The following is a 23525-nucleotide window of genomic DNA, read 5'->3' on the forward strand; positions in this document are numbered from 1 at the left end:
ACGCCCGAAACGTGTGAAACCGCCGGATTTTATCGCTACACTCCGAGACGTGCACAGCAGTCGCATCCAGTGGTGGCCGCCGCGGGGCGGCCCCCCAGCTGTGCGCTGACACCTCACGAAGGCCGCCCGCCCGGCGGCCTTCTCGCGTGTCCGGAGGCCTGGTGGCGGGTGGCGCGACCAGGGAAAGGCATCATGACCAGACTCTCCGGCATCACCCCGTCCGGCCGCGTCCAGCTCGGCAACTACCTCGGTGCGATCCAGCGGTGGGCGAGCCAGGGCACGGCGGAGGACCTGTACTTCGTCTCCGACCTGCATGCGATGACCACCACGCACAACCCGGCAATGCTGCGCGCGTTGACCGGGGAACAACTCGCGGTACTGATCGCGGCCGGGATATCGGCGGAGTCGGTGTTCGTGCAGTCCGACCTCACTCGCGAGCTCGGCGCGCTGAGCTGGGTACTGGAGTGCACCTGCACCTTCGGCGAGGCCGCCCGCATGGTCCAGTTCAAGGAGAAGGCGAAGGGCAGGGACGGGGCGCGGCTGAGCCTGCTCACCTACCCGGTGCTGATGGCTGCCGACATCCTGCTGCAGGGCGCGGACGAGATTCCGGTCGGCGAGGACCAGCGGCAGCACGTCGAGCTGGCGCGCACCCTGGCCAAGCGGTTCAACGCGACCTACGGCGAGGTGTTCACCGTCCCCAGTGCGGTGCTGCCGCCCGCGGGCGCGCGGGTGCGCGACCTCGCCGACCCGACGCGGAAGATGTCCAAGTCCACTCGGTCCACTTCGGACACCGCGGGGGTGGTGTTCGTGCTGGACGAGCCGGAGCTGGTCCGGCGCAAGATCCGGCGGGCGGCGACCGACGGCGAACCATCCGTCGCGTACGACCCCGCGCGGCCGGGGCCGGCGAACCTGCTGGAGATCCTGGCCGCCTGCACCGGGAGCACGCCCGGGGAGGTCGCCGAGGGCTACGGCTCCTACGGGGCGCTCAAAGAGGGCGTGGCCGAGGCGGTGGTGGAGATGCTGCGGCCGATCCGGCTACGGGCAGGCGAGCTGCTGGACGACCCCGCCGAGCTGGAGCGGGTCCGCAAGGCGGGCGCCGCCAGGGCCGCCGAGCGGGGCGAGCACCGGCTGCGCTCGGCGTTACGGCTGGTGGGCACCGGCCACTAGGGCCAGCAGGTCGGGGAGCAGGATCCGGTCGGCGGGCAGCCAGTCCACGCCGCCGAGCTCGTCCGCGGCGAGCCAGCGCACCGCCCGGTGCTCCACGGCACGCGGCTCGCCGTCCGGATCGGCCAGCCACGCGCCGAAGATCCGCAGGATCCTGCCCCCGCCGAGGTCGACGTCCCCGCCGACCCGCGCGCCGACCACCACCTCGACGCCGAGTTCCTCGGCGCACTCCCGGCGCAGCGCCTCCGCCTCGGACTCGCCGTCCTCGACCCGCCCGCCGGGCAGCTCCCAGCGCCCGGCGGCCTCGACCGGGTACGCCCGTTGCTGCGCGAGCAGGGTCCCCGCACGCACCACGGCCGCCCCGACGATCACTGTCGTTCCCACGAGCGCCGCAGCTTACCCGGCGGGCTTGTTGGCCGTACGCAAACAGCAAACTCACGCGCATGAGCGGCCAACACGGGCGCATGAGCAGCAAACACGCCGGCGCCGGCGTGTTTGCCCTCCACGCGCCCGTGTTTGCCCTCCACGCATGCGAGTTGGCTGTTGACGTACGGTCAAGAGCGGTTCGCGGGCCAGATCACCTGGAACCGGGCACCCCCGTCGGGCGACTCGCCGACCAGCACCCGGCCGCCGCGGCGACGCGCGGCCTCGGCCACCATCGCCAGCCCGAGGCCGGTGCCGCCGGACTCGCGGGCGCGGTCGTCGGCGACCCGGTAGAACCGGTCGAACACGTGCTCGCGGTGTTCGGGGTCGACGCCGGGACCGTCGTCGTCCACCACCACCCGCACCAGCGAGCGCGAGGCGAGCACGGACACCACGATCTGCGCCTCGGCGTAGCGGCAGGCGTTGCGCAGCAGGTTGTTCAGCACCAGCTCGACCTCGGCATGAGTGGCCATCGCCCACGCGCTCGGCACGGCCGCGCTGACCCGCACGGCGGGGGCGTCCGCGGGCAACCGGCCCACCGCCGCGTGCACCTCGGTGACCAGGTCCACCGGTTCCGCGGCGGGCAACTCCCCCGCGTCCGAGCGGGCCAGCGCCAGCAGGCCGTCCAGCAGCGTGGACAACCGTTCGGCCTCGTCCAGCACGTCGGCCAGGGTGTCCTGGGACAGCTCCGGGTCCGGGTTGGCCACCGCCACCTCGGCCTGCACCCGGATCGAGGCCACCGGGGAGCGCAGCTCGTGCGCGGCGTCCCCGGTGAACCGGCGCAGCCGCTCGCTGACCTCCTCCTGCCTGGCCAGCAGCGTGTTGAACTCCGCGGCCAGTGAGCGCAGCTCGTCGTGCGCCTCCGGCAACGGCAACCGCCCGCCCGGCGGCAACCCGCGGACCGAACGGCGCATCCGCCCCACCGGGCGCAGTGCGGAACCCACCCCCGCCCAGGTGGCCGCGGCCGCGACGATCGCGGCCACCAGCGCGACCATCAGCAGCCAGCGCGAGCCGTCCACCACCGCGGAGCGGAAACCGACCATCGGCGCGCCCGCGACGACCAGCCGCTGGTAGCCGTCCGGGGCAGTGACCACCACGCCGAGCCAGCGCCAGTGCGGGCCGTCCCGCTCCCTGTCGCGCACCGCCAGCCCGGCCTTCAGCGCGTCGATCTCCTCGGCATCCAGGCCGGTCGCCCCGCCGCCGTCCACCGGCGTCCCCGCGGTGTCCAGTACCCGCACCGGCACCCGCATCGACCGCTCCGGTGGGTGGTAGCCCTGGCTGACCTCCTGGCTCGCGGGTGCCAGCGCCTCCCGCAACTCCTCGTCCACCGACTGCACCAGCAGCGGCCCCAGCAGCTTCCCGGCCAGCGCCGCGAGCCCGACCAGGAACGCCAGGGTGATGGTGACGGCGAGCAACGTGATCCGGAACCGGAGGCTCCGCCGCAGCCACCAGTGCCGTGGCGAGCGGATCACTCCGGCCCGACCGGCGCCAGCGGGTCGGCGGCGAGATACCCGTGCCCGCGCACGGTGCGGACGATCTCACCCGCGCCGACGGCGTCCAACTTGCGGCGGACGTAGCCGACGTAGACCTCCACCACGTTCCTGGTCGCGGCCTGCTCGTCACCCCACACCGCGCGCAGCAGTTCGTCCTTGGTGACCACCGCTCCCGCCCGGCCGACCAGCACCTCCAGCAGCGCGAACTCGCGCGGGCTCAGCGCGACCGGCTCCTCGTGCCAGCGCACCTCGCGGGCCGCCCGGTCCACCACCAGCCCACCGACCCGCAGCGGACCCTTGCCGCCCTCGCTCGCCGCCCGCCGCAGCACGGCACGGACCTGCGCCACCAGCACCACGAAGGAGAACGGCTTCACCAGGTAGCCATCGGCCCCGAGGTCGAGCCCGTCGGCCTGGTCCACCTCCCCGTCCTTGGCGGACACCAGCAGCACGGGGGTCTTCACCCCCTCCGCGCGCAGCTGCTGCAGCACCCGGTACCCGGACAGCCCGGGCAGCATGATGTCCAGCAGCAGCACGTCGAAGGAGCCGGTCTGGCCGAGCCGCAGCGCCGACGGCCCATCCGCGGCCGTGATCACGTCCATGCCCTCGGCCCGCAGGCCACGTTGCAGGGCCTTGCGGACGCCGGCCTCGTCATCCACCACCAGTACTCGCGGTTCCACGATTCTCAGGATGCCGGTTTCGTCGGGCTCGTGCCCGCCCTCTCAGCGTCCTCTCAGCCACCAGGGTGCTCTCAGGGCCATCTCAGACCTCGGGGGGAAGTGTGGGCATCGGGAAATCGCCACACTGTGGTCAGCGGAGCACAAGGCGCTGACAAACCAGGGAGAGGGTACGTCGTGAATCCGAAGAAGAGAGCAATCACCGTCGCCGCGGCAGGCACCGCGCTCGGAGTGGCGGGGCTTGGCCTGATCGCCATGCCGGCAGGCGCGGGCAGCGAGCCGCAGTTGCCCGAGATCAGTGCCGAGGAGCTGGTCGAGTCCGCGGTCAGCGCCGAGCATCCCGCGTTCGGCGGCACGGTCCGGGTGGACAACCAGCTCGGCCTGCCGGCGCTGCCCGGGATGGACTCACTCGAGATGGACGCGGCCGAGGTGCACAGCAACGGCCGGGACGCCAGCCGACTCGGGGTGCGCGACGGCAACGCCGAACGGACCATCGTGCAGAACGGCAACACGGTGTGGACCTACGACTCCGCCGAGAACTCCGCGAAGAAGGTGACGCTGCCGGGCGAGGCCGACCGCGAGCGGGACCGGCTCCCGCGGGAGGGTGAGCTGAGCGGCGACCCGACCGAACTCACGGCCACCGTGCTGGAGCAGGTCCGGGAGACCAGCACCGTCGCGGTGGACGGCACGGCGACCGTGGCCGACCGCGCCGCCTACGAGCTGGTGCTCACCCCGCAGCCGACCGAGCGCACACTGCTGCGTGAGGTCCGGGTGGCGGTGGACGCCGACACCAGGATGCCGCTGCGCCTCGCGGTACACACCCACGGCACCACCGAGCCCGCGCTGCAGGTCGGCTTCAGCGACATCAGCTTCGGTCCGCAGCCCGCCGAGCTGTTCCAGTTCTCCCCGCCCGCCGGTGCCACGGTGACCGAGGAGAACGCGACCGAGCGCCGCGCGGGGGGCAAGGAACACGCCGAACAGGCCAAGGAAGCCACCGACATCAGGGTCGTCGGGGACGGCTGGGACACCACGCTTGTCGGCAGCGTCCCCGCCGAGATGCTGAACCAGCAGGCCCGGTTCGGTGACGACGAGGGCCGCGCGGACGCCGACCGGCGCGACGGCCGCCCGGCCGACGTGCGCGGGCTGCTCCAGCAGTTCGGCAAGCAGGTCACCGGTTCCTTCGGTACCGGCTACGTGATCACCACCAAGGTCGGCACCGCGCTGATCACCGAGGACGGCCGCTTCGCCGCGGGCTTCGTCCCCGAGCAGGTGCTGATCCAGGCGCTGGAGCGGTAGTGCGCGCTGAAGGCGACGAAGGGCGAGCATCGCAGGTCCGCCCAGCGGGCCGAGGAGCGCAGCCCAGAGGAGTCGAGGCATGAGCACCGATTCCGATCCGGCGGGCGTGGGCGCGACCCAGGACGCGTCCACGCCCGCCGCGCGCACCAGGGGGCTGCGCAAGACCTACGGCTCGACCGTCGCGGTGGACAACGTCGACCTGGACGTGCCGGAGGGTTCCGTACTCGGGATGCTCGGCCCGAACGGGTCCGGCAAGACCACCACCATCCGGATGCTGCTCGGCCTGGTCCGCCCGACGGAGGGCGAGGCGCAGCTGCTCGGCCACTCCATGCCGGACGCCGCCGCACACGCCCTGCCCGAGGTCGGCGCGCTGGTGGAGGGGCCGGGCTTCCACCCGTTCCTTTCCGGGCGGGACAACCTGCTCCGGATCGCCGCGGCCGAGCCGCGACTGGCGCGGTCGGAGATCGCGGCTGCGGTCGGCGGCGCGCTCGAGCGGGTCGGCCTCACCGGCGCCGCGGCGCGCAAGTATCGCGGGTACTCGCTGGGCATGAAACAGCGGCTCGGCCTCGCCGCGGCGCTGCTGGTGCCGCGCAGGATGGTCGTGCTGGACGAGCCGACCAATGGCCTCGACCCGTCCGGCACCAGGGAGATCCGCCGGATCATCGCCGAGCTGTACGCGGCGGGGGTGACCGTGCTGGTCTCCTCGCACCTGCTGGCCGAGGTGGAGGCCACCTGCACGCACGTCGCTGTGCTGCACGCGGGGACCGTGGTGGCACAGGGTGAGCTCGCCGAGCTGCTCGAATCCGGGTCACCGGGCCTCATCGTGTCCACTCCGGAGGGTTCCGAGGCCGTACAGGCCCTGCGGGACAACCGAATCCTCAGCAGGCTCACCCCGGACGGGGTCCGGGTGGACCTCACCACCGCGACCGCTCCCGTGGCGCTGGAGACCCTGGTCCGTGCGGGCGTTCCGGTGTACGAGGCGCGCAGGGCACGCACCGGCCTCGAAGACCTTTTCGCCAGGTTGACACAGAACGACCCCGATTCGTCTACATCGGACGACCCGGCGGATACGTCCGAAACGGACATGGAGGCCGTGCGATGACACAGGCCACGGCCGAGGTCGGGCCGCGGACCGTCCAGACCCGCGCACCGCGAGTACCGCTGCCTCGCCTGGTGCGGGCCGAGCTGCGCTGGATCTTCCGCAGGCCACGCACGCTGATCGTGCTCGGCCTGTTCGCGATCCTGCCGGTGGCGGTCGGGATCGGGCTGGTGCTGGTCGACTCGCCGGGCGACGGCGACGGCCCCGAAGGGCCCACCGGCTCACTGCTGACCGCGGCCGCGGGGAACGCGCTGATCCTGCCGGTCGCCATGCTCGCCCTCACCCTCGGCCTGCTGCTGCCGCTCACCGCCGCGATGGCCGGGGCGGACGCGCTGGCTGGTGAGTCCTCGCACGGCACCCTGCGCGGCTGGCTGCTGGCCCCGGTCAGCAGGGGCAGGTTGCTCGGGGTGAAGACCATCGGCGTGGCGGCGGTCGTGCTCGCGGCGATCACGGTGCTCACCGTGATCGCGATCATCACCGGGCTGGTTCTCAACGGCACCGACTCGCTGTTCACCCTCTCCGGCACCACGCTGTCCTTCCCCGCCGCGCTCGGCAAGATCGCGGTCGCGGTGGGCTGGGCCGCGGTGCAGGCATGGGCGGTCGGCGCGGTGGCGCTGGCGATCTCCGCCTGCACCGAGCACCCGATGCTGGTGGTGGCCTCGGTACTGGGCGGCACCGTGGTGTTCTCGGTGCTGCGCATGCTGGACGCGCTCGCCTGGCTGCATCCCTTCCTGCTGACCGAGTCGTTCATGTCGATCGCCGACGTGCTGCGGGACCCGATACCCACCGCGAACCTTGCCGAGGGGTTGCTGCGCGCCGGGTGCTACATCGTGATCGCGCTGTCCCTCGCCTACGCGCGGATCGTCACCAAGGACGGCTGAGCACAGCGATCCCGTCCGGGTCGAGGGCGAGGTGAACCCGGTCGCCGGCGCGCAGGTCGGCGGCGACCGGGGCCACCGCGTCCACCGCGGCCAGCCTGCCCTCGACCCGGACGGACAGCCGCAGGTGGTCGCGCCGGTGCACCCGGCTGAGCACCTCCCCGGTAACCCCGGACCCCGCCACCCGCAACGCGTTCGGCCGCAAGCCGATGCGCGCCGGCCCGTCCGGGACCCCGGCCAGTTCGACCTCGCCGAGCGCCGAGCGGGCCACCCCGCCCCGCACCCGCGCGTCCAGCAGGGTGGTGACCCCGAGGAACCGCGCCACCGACTCATCCGCGGGGCGGGCCCACACCTCGTGCACGGCACCGGTCTGGCGGATCCGTCCCTCCTCCAGCACGGCAACCCGGTCGGCAAGGGTGAACGCCTCCTCCTGGTCGTGGGTCACCAGCAGGGTGCTGACCTTGGCCCGGCGCAACAGGTCGGCGAGGTCGATCGCGAGTTGCTCCCGCATTCCTGCGTCCAGTCCGGACAGTGGCTCGTCCAGCAACAGCAGCCTCGGCCGCGGCGCCAGCGCCCTGGCCAGCGCGACCCGTTGCGCCTCACCCCCGGACAGCTGGGTCACCCTGCGGTGCTGGTAGCCGGCGAGACCGACCAGGTCCAGCAGGCTCGCCACCCGCTCCGCCCGCCGGGCCGCGGGGATCCCGTGCATGCGCAGGCCGAACTCGATGTTTCCCGCCACGTCCCGGTGGGCGAAAAGTTGCGCGTCCTGGAACACCAGCCCGAAACCACGCCGGTGCACCGGGACCCTTGCCAGATCGTCACCGTCCCAGCGAACCCTGCCGGTCGCGGCGGGCTCCAGGCCGGCGATCGCGCGCAGTAGCGTCGACTTGCCCGAACCGGAAGGTCCGAGCAGCGCGAGCACGTCGCCGTCGGCGACCTCCAGGGACACCTCGTGCACCGCGGGCACACCCGAGTAGCGCACACTCAGCAGCTCGACCGACAGCATCTAGAACTCTCCCACCGAACTCTGGCCGGAACGCAGCCGATCGATCACGGTCACCACCACGACGGTCACCAGCATCAGCAGCGCGCAGGCTGCGTAGGCCATCTGGCTGTTCAGCTCGCCCGGCCTGCCGATCAGCCCGGCGATGGTCACCGGCAGGGTCGGCGCGTCCGGCCTGGCCAGGAAGCTGGTCGCGCCGAACTCGCCGAGCGCGACCACGTAGCCGAACCCGGCCGCGGCCACCAGCGAGCGCGCGGTGAGCGGCAGGTCGATCTCCCGCCACACCCGCAGCCTGCCCGCGCCGAGCGTGGCGGCCGCCTGCCGCTGCCGCTCGTCAACCGAACGCAGCACCGGCAGCACCATCCGCACGATCAGCGGGATGATCACCAGCGCTTGCGCGAATGGCACCAGCAGCGGGGAGGTGCGCAGGTCGCCGGGCAGCAGGTTCAGGGTGATCAGGTACCCGAACCCGACGGTCACCGCGGACACCCCGAGCGGCAGCATCAGCGCGGCGTCCATGACCTCGCCCATACCCTGCGCCAGCCGGCCCGGGGTACGCCGCAACGCCACCAGTACCACGGCGGCCAGCACCCCGACGATCATCGCGAGCACGGTCGCGTCGGTGGCGGTGCGCAGCGAGTTCAGCGCGGCGTCCCAGCCGCTGACCGCCAGCACCTCGTCCTGCCCGCGCCCGCCGAGCGCGCGGTACCCGGCAAGGCTGAACCCGGTCTCGGTGGACACCGAGCGCACCAGCAGCCCGATGATCGGCACCAGCAGCAACGCCAGCACGGCAAGGGCCGCCCCGACCACCCACCACTCGCCCCGCTCCGGCCGCCGCGCGGTGTCCGTCGCCGCGCGCAACCGGATCGCGCCCTCCCGCTTGCGCCGCGCCACCGCGCCGAGCACCAGCGCGGCGATCACCGCGGCGAGTTGCACCAGGGACAGCGCGGCGGCACCGGGCAGATCGAGGTACTGCACGGTACGCAGGTAGATCTCGGTCTCCAGGGTGCGGTACCGCGCGCCACCGAGCATGAGCACGACACCGAAACTGGTGGCGCAGAACAGGAAGACCACGGCGGCCGCGGCGGTGACCGCGGGGGCGAGTGCGGGCAGGGTGGTCGTGCGGAACGCCCGCCACCGGGAGGCGCCCAGCGACCGGGCCGAATCCTCCAGCCGCCGGTCGAGGTGTGCCCACAGCCCGCCGACCGTGCGGGCGACCACGGCGACGTTGAAGAACGCGTTGGCCAGCACGATCGAGGCCACGCCGCCCTCCGGCAACAGCGCGCGGAAGGCGAGCCCTACCACCACGGTGGGTAACACGAACGGCACCAGCAGCAGGGTGCGCACCAGGGCCGTGCCCGGCAGTCGCACTCTGGCCAGCAGGAAGGCCACCGGCATTCCGGCCAGCACGGCGACCGCTGTGGACGCGGCGGCCTGCGCCACGGTGAACCCCGCCAGCCGCCAGGTCTCGGCTTCGCCGAGCGCCTCGGCCACGCCGCCGTCGGCGAACCCGCGACCGACGATCGCCAGCACCGGCCAGGCGAAGAAGACGGCGAGGAAACCGAGCGGCAGCAGCGCGAGCAGGGCGGGCGATACCGGCCGGGCCGCGGGCGCTACTGGTTCAGCAGGGCGCGCCACTGCTCGACCCAGCGCTCCCGTCCGGCCTCGACCCGCTCACTCGGCAACGAGGCGGGGTCCTCCGGTAGCGGCGCCGCCTCGGCCCAGCCTGCGGGCAGCGGCACCCCCTCGCGGGCGGGATAGACATACATATGCGCCGCGACCGTGGCCTGGAACTCCTGGGAGAGCAGGAAATCGACCACCTTGCCCGCGCTCTCGACCTGACCGCTGCCGGACAGCACGCCCGCGTACTCGACCTGGCGGTAGCAGGTGTCCAGCAACGCCTTCGTGCGCGGCAGGCCGTCCTCGCCGATCTCGTTCGCCGGCGAGGAGGCGTAGGAGACCACGACCGGGCGCGAGCCCTCGCCGGAGGACCCGGAGAACTCCTGGGTGTAGGCCTCCTCCCAGCCACTGACCGCCAGCATCCCGTTGTCCCGCAGCCGCGACCAGTACTCCTGCCAGCCGTCCTCGCCGAACCGCGCGATCGTGCCGAGCAGGAAGGCCAGCCCCGGTGAGGAGGTCGCCGGGTTCTCCACCACCAGCAGCCCGCGATACGCGGGGTCGGCGAGATCGGCGTAGGTCTCCGGCTCGGGCAGGTCCCGCTCGGCGAACCACTGCCGGTCGATGTTCACGCACACGTCACCCACGTCCACGGCGGACAGCCGGTGCTGCCGGTCGATGGTGTAGCGCTGCGGGCCGCGGTCGGCCTCCGGGCTGGTGTAGGGCTCGAACACGCCCTCGGCGAGGGCGCGAGAGGCGAAGGTGGAGTCCACGCCGTAGGCGACGTCCGCGATCGGGTCGGCCTTGGCCAGCACCAGCTTGTTCGTCAGCTCGCCCGCGTCGCCCTCCTTGAGGATCTTGATCCGGATGCCGGAGCGTTGCTCGAACTCGGCCAGCACCTCCTCCGGCGCGTTCCACGAGTCGTGGGTCGCCAGTGTGACGGTGACCGGTCCTTCTTCCTGCTGGCCTCCCCCACCCGCGAGCGTGCAACCCGCGGACAGTGCGCCGGCCAGGCACAGCGCCGCGACCGCGCGGACCCTGGGTGTCATGCGCCCTCCCTGTCTGCCGGCGGGTGGGGAGGGTCGGCCTCCCTGCGCCGGCATGATCCGGATCAGGTGCGAACGGTCGTGGGTTCGCCCCCACCTCTCAGTCCGGCGAGGCCGGACTCCCGTGGCAGAGGTGCAGCGTACCGGTCGCCGTACCACCATGGAGCGCATGGCAGAGATACTCAGTGATCAGCAGGTCGAGGACGCGCTCGGGAACCTGCCCGAGTGGTCGAGGAACGGCAACGCCATCGAGCGCACCGCACAGCTCGCCAGCTTCCCGCAAGCGATCCAGGTGGTGAACCGGACAGCCGAGATCGCGGAGAGCGAGAGTCACCATCCGGACATCGATATCCGTTGGCGCACAGTGACTTTCCGGCTCAGCACGCATTCGGAAGGCGGCATCACGAGCAAGGACGTCGGGATGGCGGCCGAGATCGACGGCGTGCTCGCCAACATGTGATCTACACGACTCGGCGCTGCCGCGGCAACATGATCCGGCCCTCGCGCGTCACCCCAGTGGGAGTCGAAAAGGGGAAGGGAGCGCGACTATGGGCTACACCGTGTCGCGGCAAGCCGTGGTCACCAAGCTGGGCATCGCCGGAGTGATCGCCGTCGCCGGTCTGACGCTCGCCATGCTGTTCGGCGGCGGGGCCCGGCCGGCCGCCGCGGCGGACCACGAGCCGGTGACCGCGCAACAGCAGACCCAGCACAGCGAGTGGGCGGCCCGCGACGGTTCCGGTGAGACGAGGGCGATCATCGTCGGGGGGCTCGCCTTCGTGGTGATGATCGGCGCCGCGGGCGCGGTGCTCTGGTTCACCGCGCGTGACCGCAACCAGTAGCATCGATCTGTGATTCGTGACACACAACGAAGCCGCCGGTAACGGGCACCGGGATCCCGGCGCTGCTGTAGGCGAAAGCGCATCGACCACCGCTCTTGGATGGCCAGGATGAACCGGACAGCATCCACCCTTACCGCAGGTCAGCAGGCCTGGGTCTCGGCATTCGCCGCCGCGGGCACCCTGCTGTTGATCATCGCGCTCGGCGCACTCGGCTGAGCGAGTCGAACCGGCACCGCGGCCCGGTGGGCCGCGGTGTTCCGGTCAACGTGCCCTGTTGGCGCGAAATCCCTGATCCATGATCGAGATTGCCCGCTACCAGGCGATTTCGTATCCACTCGACAGTGATCAGCAGATACTAAGAGTAGCTAGACCAGGGGCAGACTTGCCGCTTCCGAGTCTTTCCTCGATACCCTGGACAGGTGACCTCGGGCATTGGGCGCACGCTACGGCAGATCCGTAACGCCCGCGGGAAGTCGCTTGCCGTGGTGGCCGGGCTGGCTGGAATCTCGCCGTCGTACCTGTCCCGGCTGGAGTCCGGTGAACGAGCGCTGGACCGCCGGTCGCTGATCGTCGCGCTGGCGAACGCGCTGGACGTGGCACCCAGTGAGATCACCGGCACCACGGTGATCCCGGCTGGGGAACTGGACGAGGACAGGTCGTTGAACGAGGTGCGGCTCGCCCTGCTCTCGGTGAGCATGGAGGAGCCACGCGGTGCGGTGGCCCCGCTCACGGCGCTGACCGCGCGGGCCACCGAAGTGCTGATGGCACAACGGGACTGCGACTACACCCTGGCGGGAACGAAGCTGCCCGCGCTGATCCGCGACCTGCACACCACCCTCGCCGCGGGCAGGGACGAGCGGGAGTTGCTGCGGCTGCTCGTGCTGACCCACGTGCAGGGCACGCAGGCATGGCTGTGCGATATCGGCGCGAACCTCGACCTGGCCTGGCAGGCAGCCACGCTGGCCAGGCAAGCCGCGCAACGGCTCGACGAGCCGATCTACAACGCGGTGAGCACCTTCGGCACGGCCTTCGGGCTGATCGGCGCCGGCGGATTCGACCTCGCCGCGCACGCCCTGGACGACGCCGATCCCGGCACGGCGACGCCGGAGGGGATGCAGATGTCCGGGATGCTGGCCCTGACCTCCTCCCTCGTGTCGGCGGCCAGCGGGCAGCGGGCGACCAGGGTCGCCGCCCTCGAGCAAGCACGGGACCTGGCCGTGCGGACCGGTGAGGGCAATGCCATGTGGTTCGGCTTCGGACCGTCGAACGTGGGCGTGTGGCGGATGTCGGTTGCGCTGGAAGCCGGCGAGCACGCCGCCGCCGCCAAGATCGCCGGCACGGTGGACCCGGACGCGTTGCCCTCGCCCACCCGGAAGTCGGCCTACTACCGCGAGTACGGCCGGGCGCTGGCCCGGCTGCCGAAGCAGCGGGAGGCGGCGGTACGGATGCTGCGTGAGGCCGAACGGATCTCTCCCGCGCGGATCCACCGGCACCCGTTCATGCGCTCCGTCCTCGCCGAGTTGCTGGCCCGGGCCAAGCGCGACGCCACCGGACGGGAACTGCGCGGCATGGCCTACCGTGCCGGGCTGCACGTGTGACCTGCCTGACCTCTAGGCCATCCGTGGGTGTTTTGCCGGTCTTGCCTCCCTGGCAAACGCCCAGGCGAGACGCGAATCACCCTCGATAGCGTGAACCGAAGAACCCAGGCCACACAGCACGGATCGGTCGACCGATGAGGCGCAAACATGCGCCGCCCGTGGAGTTCGCGGGCCGGCGCGCCAAGCCCGACGACCTGAAGTCCTGGAGCGTGCCGGATCGCAACATCCGCACCTGCTTCCACTGCCGGACCACCTACGCCACCTCGGCGGACGCGACCCGGTGCGAGCAGTTGCACGAGGCCGCCGACGACCGGGCACGCGACCACTGACCTATCGAGGAGCTCCACCGTGAAACACGTCGACGCGCAGGAACCGGACCAGACCGGCCTGATCGGCTTCAACGCCGAATTCGAACGCGCGCGGAGGGAACGAGAACACTGGTCCGCCGAGCAGCGCAGGATCGAGGCCGAGCAGTTGCTGGAGCAGATCTACCTCGCCCAGACCTGGCACGGCCCCGGCGACCCCCGCTGACGATCCGACCCCGGGTTCCTCGCGCCACCATTCCGGCGTCGCAAGGGCCGAACGGGTGAACCGTCGGACAATCCTTTTCCGGAGCATGAATCGATTTTGGCCGCCGTCGTCCCAGCGCAGCAGGCCGCTGAGCCGATCGGCCCAACCATTCTGATGTTCCACGGGAAACAATTCACACGCAGCACACACGATCCGAGCACGCCGCCGCCGGATCCCGATAAACTGCTGACCCTGGACGTGCGTTTGGTCACGGAGGCCGCGGGATCAGGAAACCATCGACAGCTGGTACGAAAAGCTCAACGACGATATCGCGGCGGCCGAACGCAATGCGAACACGCTGACGTTGTTCGATGTATTCGCGGGATGCGACCTGACGGCTTACGACGGGGACTTGTCACAACTGGCTCGCACGATAGCTCGATCGTGGCAAGGGTTGCTTTGTTCGGCGTTCCCCGAACGGCGGTTCATCGTCGAGGTTCTCGACGATGAACGATCGTACGGCCCGCAGGTCACATTCTTCCAGGAGACTTCGAGCTAGACGTTGAACCGGAACTCGACCACGTCGCCGTCGGCCATGACGTACTCCTTGCCCTCGATCCGGGCCTTGCCCGCGGCGCGGGCGGCGGCCATCGAGCCCTCGGCGACCAGGTCGTCGAAGGAGATCACTTCCGCCTTGATGAAGCCGCGCTCGAAGTCGGTGTGGATGACGCCCGCGGCCTGGGGTGCCGTAGCCCCCTTGGGGACGGTCCAGGCGCGCGCTTCCTTCGGGCCGGCGGTCAGGTAGGTCTGCAGGCCGAGGGTGTGGAAGCCGGCGCGGGCCAGCGCGTGCAGGCCGGGTTCGTGCTGGCCGACCGACTCCAGCAGCTCGCGGACCGACTCCTCGTCGTCCAGCTCCAGCAGCTCCGCCTCGACCTTGGCGTCCAGGAACACCGCGTCGGCCGGGGCGACCAGCTTGGCCAGCTCGGCGCGCTTGCCCTCGTCGGTGAGCACGCCCTCGTCCGCGTTGAACACGTACAGGAACGGCTTGATGGTGAGCAGGTTCAACTCACGCAGCGCGTCGATGTCCAGCTCCGCCTGCGCGGCGAACAGGGTGCGGCCCTCGTCCAGCACCGCCTTGGCCAGCTGTGCGTTCTCCAGGGCGGGACGGTTCTCCTTCTTGGTCCTGGCTTCCTTCTCCATCCGCGGCAGCGCCTTGTCCAGGGTCTGCAGGTCGGCCAGGATCAGCTCGGTGTTGATCGTCTCGATGTCCGCCAGCGGATCGATCTCACCGTCGACATGCACCACATCCGGGTCGTCGAAGACCCGGATGACCTGGCAGATCGCGTTCGCCTCGCGAATATTGGCCAGGAACTTGTTACCGAGCCCGGCCCCCTCGGACGCACCCTTCACGATGCCCGCGATATCCACAAAGGACACCGCGGCCGGTACCACCTTCGCCGAGGAGAACAGCTCGGCGAGGGTGTCCAGCCGCGGGTCGGGCAGCGGGACGACCCCCACGTTGGGCTCGATGGTCGCGAACGGGTAGTTCGCGGCCAGCGCCTCGTTCCGGGTCAGTGCGTTGAACAGGGTCGACTTGCCCACGTTGGGCAACCCGACGATGCCGAGGGTCAGACTCACGACCCGGGAGTCTACGGGTAGGGCCTGCCGCCCTGATCAGCCCTCATCCTCCTCGTCGCCGCCGTCACCCTCGTCGCCGCCGTCACCCTCGTCGCCGCCGTCCTGGCCACCGTTGTCTTCCTGCTGGGTTCCGCCGTCGCCGCCGCCTTCGCCGGTATCGTTGCAGGCGGACGCGAAGCCGATCGCCCCCACCGCCGCGACGATCGCGCCGAACGTACGTAGCCGCTTGCCCGCGGAGATACTCATGGGTCGAGCCTAGGGACGAACCGGGCAGGCCGCACGACCGGCCACCGGACGGTCACGTCGGATTCCCGCCAGTCGGACTCGTGACCAGGTGGCAGGATCGAAGACATGCAATCCACGACCGCTTCGAGCCCGGCACCTACCGCCGATGGCTGGGGCATCTGGCACGACACCGAGCGGTGCTACCGGGCGGTGATGTCCCGGGACGCCCGCTTCGACGGGCAGTTCATCACGGCGGTCCGTACCACCGGGATCTACTGCCGCCCATCCTGCCCGGCGCTGACGCCGAAAGCGCAGAACGTGCGGTTCTTCCCGACCTCGGCGGCGGCCCAGGCCAACGGTTTCCGGGCCTGCCGGCGTTGCCTGCCCGACGCGGTTCCCGGCTCGCCGGAATGGAACGTGCGGGCGGACCTGGCGGCGCGGGCGATGCGGCTGATCGCCGACGGCACGGTGGACCGGGAGGGGGTCCCCGGCCTTGCGCACCGGCTCGGCTACTCGGAACGCCAGCTGGGTCGGGTACTGACCGCCGAGCTCGGCGCCGGGCCGCTGGCACTGGCCAGGGCGCACCGCGCGCACTCGGCCCGGCTGCTGATCGAGATGTCCGAGCTGCCGCTCACCGACGTCGCGTTCGCCTCGGGGTTCACCAGCGTGCGGCAGTTCAACGACACGATCCGCGAGGTGTTCGCGACCACCCCCTCCCAGTTGCGGGCGACGGCCACGGCGGCCCGCCGCCGGGCCGAGTCGGCCTCGGATGATCCGGCACCCACCAGTGGCACCCGGCTGAACCTGCGGCTGCCGTTCCGGGCGCCGTTCGACGGCGCGGGCATCCTGTCCTTCCTCGCCGCCCGCGCGGTCACCGGCGTCGAGCAGGTGAGCACCGATGAGGGCGGCGCGGTGACCGGCTACGCCCGCACGCTGCGGCTGGCGCACGGCGGCGGCAGCGCGTGGCTCACCCCGCGGGCCGACCACGTGCGGTGCGAGCTGCGGCTCGCCGACGTGCGCGACCTCGGCAGCGCGGTCACCCGGGTACGCAGGCTGCTGGACCTGGACGCGGACCCGGACGCGGTGAACACCGTGCTCGGGGCCGATCCCTCGCTCGCCCCGCTGGTCGCGGCGGTGCCGGGAATCCGGGTACCCGGTGCCGTGGACGGCGCCGAGCTGGTGTTGCGCGCCATGCTCGGTCAGCAGGTCTCGGTCGCCGCGGCGCGCACGGCCGCGGGCACGCTGGCCGCCGAGCTCGGCGAACCGCTTCCGGTCGACACGGACGGCCCAGCCGTGCTGTTTCCCGACCCGGACGCCGTCGCCGCCCATGCGGAGGAGGTTCTGCGTGGCCCCCGGCGGCGGATCGCGGCCATCCGCGACGTCGCGGGCATGCTGGCCACCGGCGAGTTGGACGTGCATGTCGGCAGGGAAGCCGAGGAACTGCGCGCGGAGCTGCTCGCGGCGCCGGGAATCGGGCCGTGGACGGCGGACTACGTCCTGATGCGCGTGCTCGGCGCGCCGGACCTGCTGTTGACCGGTGACCTCGTGCTGCGCCGGGGCGCGCGGGCACTGGGCATCGACCCCGAGCGGCTCACCACCCACGCACAGACCTGGCGCCCCTGGCGTTCGTACGCGGGTATGCACCTGTGGCGCGCGGGCGCCGACACTACTGGGAAGGAACGGCAGTCATGAACATCGCACATTGGTCCACTATGGATACACCGGCCGGCCCGTTCACCGCCGTGGTCGCCACGGACGGCGCCGTGCTGGCCTCCGGCTGGACCGCGGAGGTCGACCTGCTCGCCGAGGCGATCGCGCCCTCGTTACGCCCGGCCGAACTCCGGCAGCGGCGTGACCTCGGCGAGGTGAGCACGGCGATTCGCCGGTACCACGCGGGCGAGTTCGACGCGGTGGACGGCGTCGAGGTCCGGCAGCGGTCCGGGGAGTTCCGCGAACACGCCTGGCAGGTGCTGCGGACGGTTCCGGCTGGCAAGCGGTTGAGCTACGCCGACTATGCCGAGTTGCTGGGGCGCCCTTCGGCGGTCCGCGCCGCCGCGTCGGCCTGTGCCCGCAACGCCGCCGCCCTGTTCGTTCCCTGCCACCGGGTGCTGCGGACCGGCGGGGGCCTCGGTGGGTTCCGGTGGGGCGTGGACGTGAAGCGCTGGCTGCTGAACCACGAATCCCCCCGGTGACCACCGCGGAGCGGGTCAGGCGGTGAGTTCGAGGGTGGAGCCGGTGCGGGCCTTGCGCACCCGCAGGCGGGTCGGGATCCGCTGGCGCAGCTCCTCCACGTGCGACACCAGGCCGACGACCCGGCCACCGGCACGCAACTCGTCCAGCACGTCCATCACCACGTCCAGGGTCTCGGCGTCCAGCGTGCCGAAGCCCTCGTCGACGAACAGCGTGTCCAGCAGGGCCCCGCCGGTCTCGGCGGCCACCACGTCGGCGAGACCGAGCGCCAGCGCCAGGGAGGCCAGGAAGGACTCGCCCCCGGACAGGGTCTTCGCCGGCCGTACCGCACCGGAGTAGTCGTCCAGCACGTCCAGCCCGAGGCCGCCGCGCCGTCCCCAGGATCCGGCCGCGTCGGAGTGCACGAAGGAGTACCGGCCCTGGCTCATCGTGTGCAGCCGCACGGTCGCCGCCACCGCGACCTCCTCCAGCCGGGCGGCGAGCACGTAGGACCGCAGGGACATCTTGCGGGCGTTCTGCCCCCGGCCGTTGACCACGTCGGTCAGCGCGTCCAGCTCGGCGAACTCAGCCTCGGCGGGCGCGAGCCGCGCCTCGGCCTCGGCGAAGCGCTCGGCGAGCCGCTCCAGCGTCCGCGCCCGCTCGGTGGCGGCCCGGAGCGTGGCCACCGCGGCCTCCGCGGTGGCCTGTGCTTGCCGCGCGGATTCCCGCGCCGCGTCGAGGTCCACTTCCTCGTCCGGCGACACCCCGCTGAGCTCGGGCTCCGCCAGCACCGCCCGCGCCGCGGCCTCGGCGGACTCCGCGTCGGAAAGCCGCCGCTCCAGCTCGGTGATCGCCGAGTCCGCCCGCGCGGCCGACCGCGCCGCCTCGACCGTGTCGAAACCGGCCTCCCGTACCGCGGTATCCACCGCGGCCCGCTGCTCGTCCAGCGCCTGCTGCGCACTCGCCCGCGCCGACCGCGCCTCGGCGAGCGCGTCCAGCGCCTCGACCACGGCGACCAGATGCGCGCGCCGCGCGGCCACGTCCGCATGCTCCCCGCGCGCCGCCTCCAGCCGCCGCGCACGTTCCTCCACCCTGCCGGCCAGCGCCTGGCGCTCGGCCTGCGCGGAGGCGACCTCCCGCTCCGCGTTCGCGCGCTGGGTGGTGAGGTCGGCCGACTCCTCCTCGGTGGCGGCCATCAGGTCTTCCAGCCGCGCCTTCCCCTCGCCCTGCTTGCTCAGCCGCGCCAACTCGTCCTTGGTCTCGGTGAGCCGCTCGGCCAGCTCCTCCGCGGTCTGCCCCTCCAGCCGCCGCAACGCGGCATCGAGCGCGGCCTCGGCCTCCTGCCGCGCGCCACCGGCCTGCTCCTTGCCCTGCCCCGCGATCCGCTCTGCCTCCGCCGCTTCCTGCTCCGCGGCGTCCCCGACCAGGTCTCCGTCCGGTCCGGCCGGGGCGGGATGCTCGACGGAACCACACACCGGGCACGACTCGCCGTCCCGCAGCCCCGCGGCCAGCTCGGCCGCCATTCCGTTCAGTCGCCGCTCGCGCAGATCGAGCAGCTCGCTCCGAGCGGTCTGGTAGCGGTCGACGGCCCGCTGTTCGGCGTCGACCGCCCGTCGCACCGCGCGTTCCAGCGCCGGAACCTCGTTGGCCTGTGTCAGCAGCTCGGACAGTTCGGTTTCCCGTAGCCGGACGCCGTCGACCCGCACCAGCGCCTCCGCCGCGGCGTCGCGCAACCCCCGTAGCTCGCGCATGCGTTCCGGAAACCCGGCAAGCTTCTCGGTGATGGCCTCGGCCTGCGAGGCGGCGTGCGCCGCGGTGGCGGCCAGTTCGGTCAGCCGGGTCTGGTCCGTCCGCTGCTGTTCCGCCTCGCCGAGGAGGGTGGACAGCTCGCCGAGCTCCTCACGCAGCCTCCCGGCCCGCTCGCGCAACCGCGGCACCTCGGCCTCCGCACCGTCCGCCCCCATGGCCACGAGATCACGGACCCGGTCGGTCTCGGCCCGGACCGCCTGCTCCAGCCGGGCGGCCCGGCGCTCGGCCTCGGCCGCGACGCCGGTCACCGGCACGGCCCTGCGCGCCGCCGCCAGCTCCTCCCGCCACCGGGCGCGCTGCGCCGTTTGCCCGGCCAGCTCGGTGAGATTGTGGTGCGCGGCGCGGACCCTGCGGACACGCTCGGCGCGCTCCCTGCGCTCCGCCAACCGCTGCTCGACCTGTTCCCGGTCCGAGCGGGCCGTTGCTTCGGCGGCCTCGGCCTCGGTGACGGCCTGGTCCGCCCGGTGCCGGATCGTGGCCACCCAGTCCGCGGGGTCGGCATCCTCCGGCGGTTCCTCCTGCGCGGCCTGTGCCAGCCGGGCCGTGCAGTCGCGCACCGACTGCCGGTACACCTCCAGGTCCTGCCTGCGCGCGGCGCGCCGATCCCGGAACCAGCGTTCCACCCCGGCGAATCGTTGCGTGGCGAACAGCCGCTCCAGCAGTTGCTCGCGTTCCGTGGTCTCGGCACGCAGGAACCTCGCGAACTCACCCTGCGGCAGCAGTACCACCTGGAAGAACTGCTCGGCGCTCATCCCGAGCAGCCGCTGGATCGTGCGCGACACCTCGTCGATCCGGGTGAGCCCCTCCGCGGGCTGGTCCTGCGCGGGCCGGTCGATCCAGCTGAGCGAGGCTTTGGCCTTCTTGGTCGTGGTGCCCTCGCCCCGGCGTTTCGGTACCTCGTACTCGGGGCTGCGGGCGACCCGCAGCCGGTGCCCCTGCACGGTCAGCTCCAGTACGACCTCGCTGGGCGCGTCCGGCGGCGCGAGATCGCACCGCAGGCGTTTCACCTGCCCGCGGGCGCCGGGCACCCGGCCGAACAGGGCGTACGCGACGGCGTCCAGCAGCGTGGTCTTCCCGGCTCCGGTGTCGCCGTGCAGCAGGAACAACCCGTCGGCGCCGAGCGCGTCGAAGTCGACGACCTCGCGCCGCGGGTAGGGGCCGAACGCCTCGACCTCGAGCCGGTGCAGTCTCATCGCGGTTCACCGTCCTGTTCCGGGTCGGCCTTGCCCGCCTGCTCGAGGGCCACCGTGAGCAGCGCCGCCTCCCGCTCGTTCGGTGCCGCGCCCCGGCAGTCCTCGAGAAAACCACCGGTGATCTCGACGTCCGACCGCCCGCGCACGGCCTCGGCGTACCGCAGCGGCTCGGTGCTGCCGCCCGCGGGCCGCCAGTCCAGGTGCACCGCATGCGGGAAACGCTCGCGCAGCCTGCGCATGGCGTCGAGTGGCCGGACCTGATCGGTCAACGTGACGGACAGGTAGCAGCGGGCCAGGTCCTCGTACTCCGGGGCCGACAGCAGGTCCTCCAGGTCGCCTTCGGCGGTGGCGAGGCGCCGCGGAACCGGAAGCTCGCGCCGCCACACCTCGGCCAGTCCCCCGGCGTCGAGGTCGGCCAGCCATACGGACTTGTGGTGCGCGGCCTCGGAGAACGAGTAGGCCAGCGGGCTGCCGGAGTACCGCAGGTGCTCGGCGAGCCGCTGCGGGCCGTGCAGGTGGCCGAGCGCCACGTAGTCCACCCCGTCGAACACCGCGCCGGGTACCTGTTCCACCCCGCCGACCGAGATGGTCCGCTCCGAGTCGCTGGCCTCACCGCCGGTGACGAAGGCGTGCGCGAGCACCACCGAACGGGTGCCCTGCGCGCGCTCCGCCAGATCGGCGCGGATCCGGCGCATGGCCTCACCGAGCACCCCGGTGTGCCCTCGTGCCTCCGGCACACCCAGGGCGTGCCGGGCCGGTTCCGGTTCCAGATAAGGAATTCCGTAGCAGGCGACCGGTCCGTGCGCATCGGCCAGCAGCACCGGCTCGTGCAACCGGGCCACCGAGGTGCACAGGTGCAACCCGCCCGCGGCCGCGAACTCGGCGAACGCACCGAGCCGTGCCGCCGAATCGTGGTTGCCCGGCGTGATCACCAGGCTCGCGCCCGCCGCGCGCAACCTCGCCAGCGCGTTCGCCGCGACCCGAACCGCCTCGGCCGAGGGGACCGCGCGGTCGTAGATGTCGCCGGAGACGAGCACGACGTCGACCCGTTCCTCGGCGACGATGTCGGCGAGGTAGCCGAGTACGGACTCCTGCTCGGCGAGCAGGTCGGCACCGTGGAACGTGCGTCCCACGTGCCAGTCCGAGGTGTGCAGCAGTCTCACCCGACCCAAGTTAGGACCACAATGCGGCGGGATCGCGCAGACACCCCGGCGAACGGACGTGAACGTGCCGTTCGCGCCCGATGCCGGCGCGAACGGATACGTCGCGCCCGCCCGAGTGGCTCGGTTCCCGGACGGCGGGCCCACCGAGCGCGGGCCGGTCGGCGGGGCCGGTCGACCCGCATACTTCCCGTGGTCCTCCGGTGGCCTGCCGCCGCTCGGCCCGGTGGACACCACACGTTCACTCGAACGTGTGTTCGATGTCCGGGTAGGCTCGGTTCTGTCGGTGGCGGACGCCATGATGCACGGCGAGGACACGACACGAGCGAGTCAGCGGGAAGGAGGGCGGACCGGTGGGCTCGACGGTGCTCAGCACGGCGGCGGTGGTCGTGGCGCTGCTGCTGGCCGGAGCGGTGGTCCTGCTGTGGCGGCTCTACACCGACAGCATGCGCAGGGCCGATGCCGCGGCCAGGCAGGTGGACGTCGAACGCTCCAGGGTGGACGAGCAGCAGGTGGCCCTGCGCCGTTACGAGGTCGCGTTCGCCTCGATCAGCGGCCGTGGTGAGCTCGGCGAGCAGGTGCTGGTGGAGACCGCACGCGCGCTCGGCCTGCGTGAAGGGCTGCATTTCACCGTGCAGACCGACCTCGCGGGCGGTGGCGCGGCCAAACCCGACATGGTGCTGCGGGTCGGCGGTGACCGGACGGTACCGGTGGACGCCAAGGCGAGCATGGCGTGCTGGGCCGAGGCGGTGGAGACGGACAACGCCGAGGAACGCCTGGACGCGCTGCGGGTGCACGTACGCAACCTGCGTTCCAGGGCGGCCGAACTGGCGGGCAAGGGGTACCAGCGTTGGGCCGACGCGATCTACGGAACGATCATGTTCGTGCCGTCGGACGCGGCCGTGGTCGCCGCGCTGGACACCGATCCGGAACTGTTGCGGTGGATGCTGGACCGCAGGGTGTTCCTCTGCGGTCCCACGGGGTTCGCGGTGATCGCCTCGGCCGCGCTCTTCGCGGCCAGCGAGCGCGCCCTGGTCGAGGATGTGGAACAGGTGCGGGGCCAGGCCGCGGCCGCACACCGTGCGGCGGGCAACGCGGTGGACGCGGTGAACCTCTCCAGCACCCACCTGCAGCGGTTCCTGTCCGCCCGCCGCCGTGAACTGGACGCGTTGGAAAGTTTCCGCGCGGCCGCCACCCCACTGACCGAGGCCGCGGCGAGCCCGACCGCGGTCCCCACGATCCGGAAGGGAGACGAGCTGACGGCCAACTGACAGCGCGCATCCGAGCCGCTCGGACCCGCGGCGACAAGCGGAGGAAGCACGCGTCGCGCTGTCCTTGCGGCCCTGACATGCCGGGACCCGTGCTCCCGAAACAGCGACACCCAGGCGTGACTGGCGTCACACTGCCGCGTAGCAAAATCGGACAGCTTGCAGAGGGTTAACGGATCCTGGACGCGAACCGGCTACGGTGACGACTATGCACGAGTTCGCCAGTCGCGTGGGGCACGGTCACCGACGCGCGCTTCCGGAGGTTGCGCGGATTGAGTAGGGGCTGTCTCGGAAGGCACCTTCGCACGGTGCGTGGTGGCACGCGCCCCGCGTCGACGGCCTCGCCGTCCCGGGCGCGGGCGACCTGCCTGCCCGAGGTGCGGCACGCTCACCCCACGGCGGCCCGTACGCGGGTTCGCCTGC

Annotated in this window: 22 protein-coding genes and 1 riboswitch; of the genes, 12 read left to right on the forward strand and 10 right to left on the reverse strand. The window is 72.1% G+C overall.

Translation table 11 applies throughout. The features are described 5' to 3' along the window. The first annotated feature begins 192 nt into the window (after positions 1–192). Entirely contained in the window at positions 193–1167 is a 975-nt protein-coding gene (gene trpS / locus FB471_RS11515; RefSeq protein ID WP_141997680.1) for a tryptophan--tRNA ligase, read from the forward strand. Here the strand turns inward: trpS and FB471_RS11520 are convergent. The 3 genes from FB471_RS11520 to FB471_RS11530 form a co-directional block, all read right to left on the reverse strand. Beyond that, a complete protein-coding gene (locus tag FB471_RS11520; protein ID WP_141997682.1) occupies positions 1141–1548 on the reverse strand; it encodes a (deoxy)nucleoside triphosphate pyrophosphohydrolase in 408 nt (135 codons plus the stop codon). The genes trpS and FB471_RS11520 overlap by 27 nt on opposite strands. A gap of 170 nt (positions 1549–1718) precedes the next feature. After that, positions 1719–3059, reverse strand: coding sequence for a sensor histidine kinase (locus FB471_RS11525; protein ID WP_141997684.1), 1341 nt, complete (start codon positions 3057–3059; stop codon positions 1719–1721). Next, positions 3056–3757 carry a response regulator transcription factor gene (locus tag FB471_RS11530; RefSeq protein ID WP_141997686.1) on the reverse strand — a complete coding sequence of 234 codons (702 nt, stop codon included), beginning with the start codon at positions 3755–3757 and terminating at the stop codon, positions 3056–3058. The genes FB471_RS11525 and FB471_RS11530 overlap by 4 nt, the downstream gene beginning before the upstream one ends. A gap of 174 nt (positions 3758–3931) precedes the next feature. Here FB471_RS11530 and FB471_RS11535 point away from each other — a divergent pair, with 174 nt between their 5' ends. From FB471_RS11535 to FB471_RS11545, 3 genes are all read left to right on the forward strand, one after another. After that, positions 3932–5050 (forward strand): LolA family protein, encoded by a 1119-nt coding sequence (locus FB471_RS11535; RefSeq protein ID WP_141997688.1) that lies wholly within the window; start codon positions 3932–3934, stop codon positions 5048–5050. 79 nt (positions 5051–5129) lie between these two features. After that, positions 5130–6152, forward strand: a complete 1023-nt coding sequence (locus tag FB471_RS11540; protein WP_141997690.1) for an ABC transporter ATP-binding protein — start codon at positions 5130–5132, stop codon at positions 6150–6152. Next, positions 6149–7030, forward strand: a complete 882-nt coding sequence (locus tag FB471_RS11545) for an ABC transporter permease subunit (protein ID WP_141997692.1) — start codon at positions 6149–6151, stop codon at positions 7028–7030. The genes FB471_RS11540 and FB471_RS11545 overlap by 4 nt, the downstream gene beginning before the upstream one ends. On the opposite strand, the gene FB471_RS11550 is transcribed toward FB471_RS11545, so the two are convergent. The 3 genes from FB471_RS11550 to FB471_RS11560 are packed head-to-tail and all read right to left on the reverse strand — an operon-like array spanning position 7014 to position 10696. Further along, entirely contained in the window at positions 7014–8033 is a 1020-nt protein-coding gene (locus tag FB471_RS11550) for an ABC transporter ATP-binding protein (RefSeq protein ID WP_141997694.1), read from the reverse strand. The genes FB471_RS11545 and FB471_RS11550 overlap by 17 nt on opposite strands. After that, the gene (locus tag FB471_RS11555) at positions 8034–9605 is read right to left on the reverse strand and encodes an ABC transporter permease (protein WP_142001794.1); all 1572 of its coding nucleotides are present in this window, start codon (positions 9603–9605) and stop codon (positions 8034–8036) included. A gap of 38 nt (positions 9606–9643) precedes the next feature. After that, the gene (locus FB471_RS11560; protein WP_141997696.1) at positions 9644–10696 is read right to left on the reverse strand and encodes a thiamine ABC transporter substrate-binding protein; all 1053 of its coding nucleotides are present in this window, start codon (positions 10694–10696) and stop codon (positions 9644–9646) included. A gap of 22 nt (positions 10697–10718) precedes the next feature. Further along, positions 10719–10829, reverse strand: a riboswitch (TPP riboswitch). A 33-nt stretch (positions 10830–10862) separates the two neighbouring features. Here FB471_RS11560 and FB471_RS11565 point away from each other — a divergent pair. The 5 genes from FB471_RS11565 to FB471_RS11585 all read left to right on the forward strand — a co-directional run bounded on the left by FB471_RS11565 (position 10863) and on the right by FB471_RS11585 (position 13661). Continuing rightward, positions 10863–11153 (forward strand): 4a-hydroxytetrahydrobiopterin dehydratase, encoded by a 291-nt coding sequence (locus tag FB471_RS11565; protein ID WP_141997698.1) that lies wholly within the window; start codon positions 10863–10865, stop codon positions 11151–11153. Between the two features lie 88 nt (positions 11154–11241). Next, positions 11242–11532, forward strand: a complete 291-nt coding sequence (locus FB471_RS11570) for a hypothetical protein (protein ID WP_141997700.1) — start codon at positions 11242–11244, stop codon at positions 11530–11532. A gap of 419 nt (positions 11533–11951) precedes the next feature. After that, a complete protein-coding gene (locus FB471_RS11575) occupies positions 11952–13130 on the forward strand; it encodes a helix-turn-helix domain-containing protein (protein ID WP_246076357.1) in 1179 nt (392 codons plus the stop codon). Positions 13131–13264: 134 nt separating this feature from the next. Then, positions 13265–13459 carry a hypothetical protein gene (locus FB471_RS11580; protein WP_141997702.1) on the forward strand — a complete coding sequence of 65 codons (195 nt, stop codon included), beginning with the start codon at positions 13265–13267 and terminating at the stop codon, positions 13457–13459. 19 nt (positions 13460–13478) lie between these two features. Further along, on the forward strand, positions 13479–13661 hold the full coding sequence (locus tag FB471_RS11585) for a hypothetical protein (protein WP_141997703.1): 183 nt from the start codon (positions 13479–13481) through the stop codon (positions 13659–13661). Between the two features lie 534 nt (positions 13662–14195). On the opposite strand, the gene ychF is transcribed toward FB471_RS11585, so the two are convergent. Continuing rightward, entirely contained in the window at positions 14196–15278 is a 1083-nt protein-coding gene (gene ychF, locus FB471_RS11590; protein ID WP_141997705.1) for a redox-regulated ATPase YchF, read from the reverse strand. 36 nt (positions 15279–15314) lie between these two features. Continuing rightward, on the reverse strand, positions 15315–15524 hold the full coding sequence (locus FB471_RS11595; RefSeq protein ID WP_141997708.1) for a hypothetical protein: 210 nt from the start codon (positions 15522–15524) through the stop codon (positions 15315–15317). Positions 15525–15629: 105 nt separating this feature from the next. Here FB471_RS11595 and FB471_RS11600 point away from each other — a divergent pair, with 105 nt between their 5' ends. Next, positions 15630–17195 carry a DNA-3-methyladenine glycosylase 2 gene (locus tag FB471_RS11600; protein ID WP_141997710.1) on the forward strand — a complete coding sequence of 522 codons (1566 nt, stop codon included), beginning with the start codon at positions 15630–15632 and terminating at the stop codon, positions 17193–17195. After that, entirely contained in the window at positions 17192–17695 is a 504-nt protein-coding gene (locus tag FB471_RS11605) for a methylated-DNA--[protein]-cysteine S-methyltransferase (RefSeq protein WP_141997712.1), read from the forward strand. Before FB471_RS11600 ends, FB471_RS11605 begins: the two co-directional genes overlap by 4 nt. Before the next feature lie 15 nt (positions 17696–17710). Here the strand turns inward: FB471_RS11605 and FB471_RS11610 are convergent, their stop codons facing one another. Continuing rightward, positions 17711–20674 carry an AAA family ATPase gene (locus FB471_RS11610; protein WP_141997714.1) on the reverse strand — a complete coding sequence of 988 codons (2964 nt, stop codon included), beginning with the start codon at positions 20672–20674 and terminating at the stop codon, positions 17711–17713. Further along, the gene (locus FB471_RS11615) at positions 20671–21837 is read right to left on the reverse strand and encodes an exonuclease SbcCD subunit D (protein WP_170220780.1); all 1167 of its coding nucleotides are present in this window, start codon (positions 21835–21837) and stop codon (positions 20671–20673) included. Before FB471_RS11615 ends, FB471_RS11610 begins: the two co-directional genes overlap by 4 nt. A gap of 350 nt (positions 21838–22187) precedes the next feature. Here FB471_RS11615 and rmuC point away from each other — a divergent pair, with 350 nt between their 5' ends. After that, positions 22188–23105 (forward strand): DNA recombination protein RmuC, encoded by a 918-nt coding sequence (gene rmuC, locus FB471_RS11620; protein ID WP_141997718.1) that lies wholly within the window; start codon positions 22188–22190, stop codon positions 23103–23105. The last annotated feature ends 420 nt before the right edge of the window (positions 23106–23525 follow it).

Source organism: Amycolatopsis cihanbeyliensis, from assembly GCF_006715045.1.
GTDB classification, from domain to species: Bacteria; Actinomycetota; Actinomycetes; order Mycobacteriales; family Pseudonocardiaceae; genus Amycolatopsis; species Amycolatopsis cihanbeyliensis.

Bases quoted from the DNA above. Each gene is read 5' to 3' on its own strand.
- FB471_RS11565 (WP_141997698.1), top strand. From the start codon at position 10,863: ATGGCAGAGATACTCAGTGATCAGCAGGTCGAGGACGCGCTCGGGAAC.
- FB471_RS11610 (WP_141997714.1), bottom strand. From the start codon at position 20,674: ATGAGACTGCACCGGCTCGAGGTCGAGGCGTTCGGCCCCTACCCGCGG.
- FB471_RS11545 (WP_141997692.1), top strand. From the start codon at position 6,149: ATGACACAGGCCACGGCCGAGGTCGGGCCGCGGACCGTCCAGACCCGC.
- trpS (WP_141997680.1), top strand. From the start codon at position 193: ATGACCAGACTCTCCGGCATCACCCCGTCCGGCCGCGTCCAGCTCGGC.
- FB471_RS11550 (WP_141997694.1), bottom strand. From the start codon at position 8,033: ATGCTGTCGGTCGAGCTGCTGAGTGTGCGCTACTCGGGTGTGCCCGCG.
- FB471_RS11605 (WP_141997712.1), top strand. From the start codon at position 17,192: ATGAACATCGCACATTGGTCCACTATGGATACACCGGCCGGCCCGTTC.
- FB471_RS11595 (WP_141997708.1), bottom strand. From the start codon at position 15,524: ATGAGTATCTCCGCGGGCAAGCGGCTACGTACGTTCGGCGCGATCGTC.
- FB471_RS11560 (WP_141997696.1), bottom strand. From the start codon at position 10,696: ATGACACCCAGGGTCCGCGCGGTCGCGGCGCTGTGCCTGGCCGGCGCA.
- FB471_RS11580 (WP_141997702.1), top strand. From the start codon at position 13,265: ATGAGGCGCAAACATGCGCCGCCCGTGGAGTTCGCGGGCCGGCGCGCC.
- FB471_RS11570 (WP_141997700.1), top strand. From the start codon at position 11,242: ATGGGCTACACCGTGTCGCGGCAAGCCGTGGTCACCAAGCTGGGCATC.
- FB471_RS11600 (WP_141997710.1), top strand. From the start codon at position 15,630: ATGCAATCCACGACCGCTTCGAGCCCGGCACCTACCGCCGATGGCTGG.
- FB471_RS11540 (WP_141997690.1), top strand. From the start codon at position 5,130: ATGAGCACCGATTCCGATCCGGCGGGCGTGGGCGCGACCCAGGACGCG.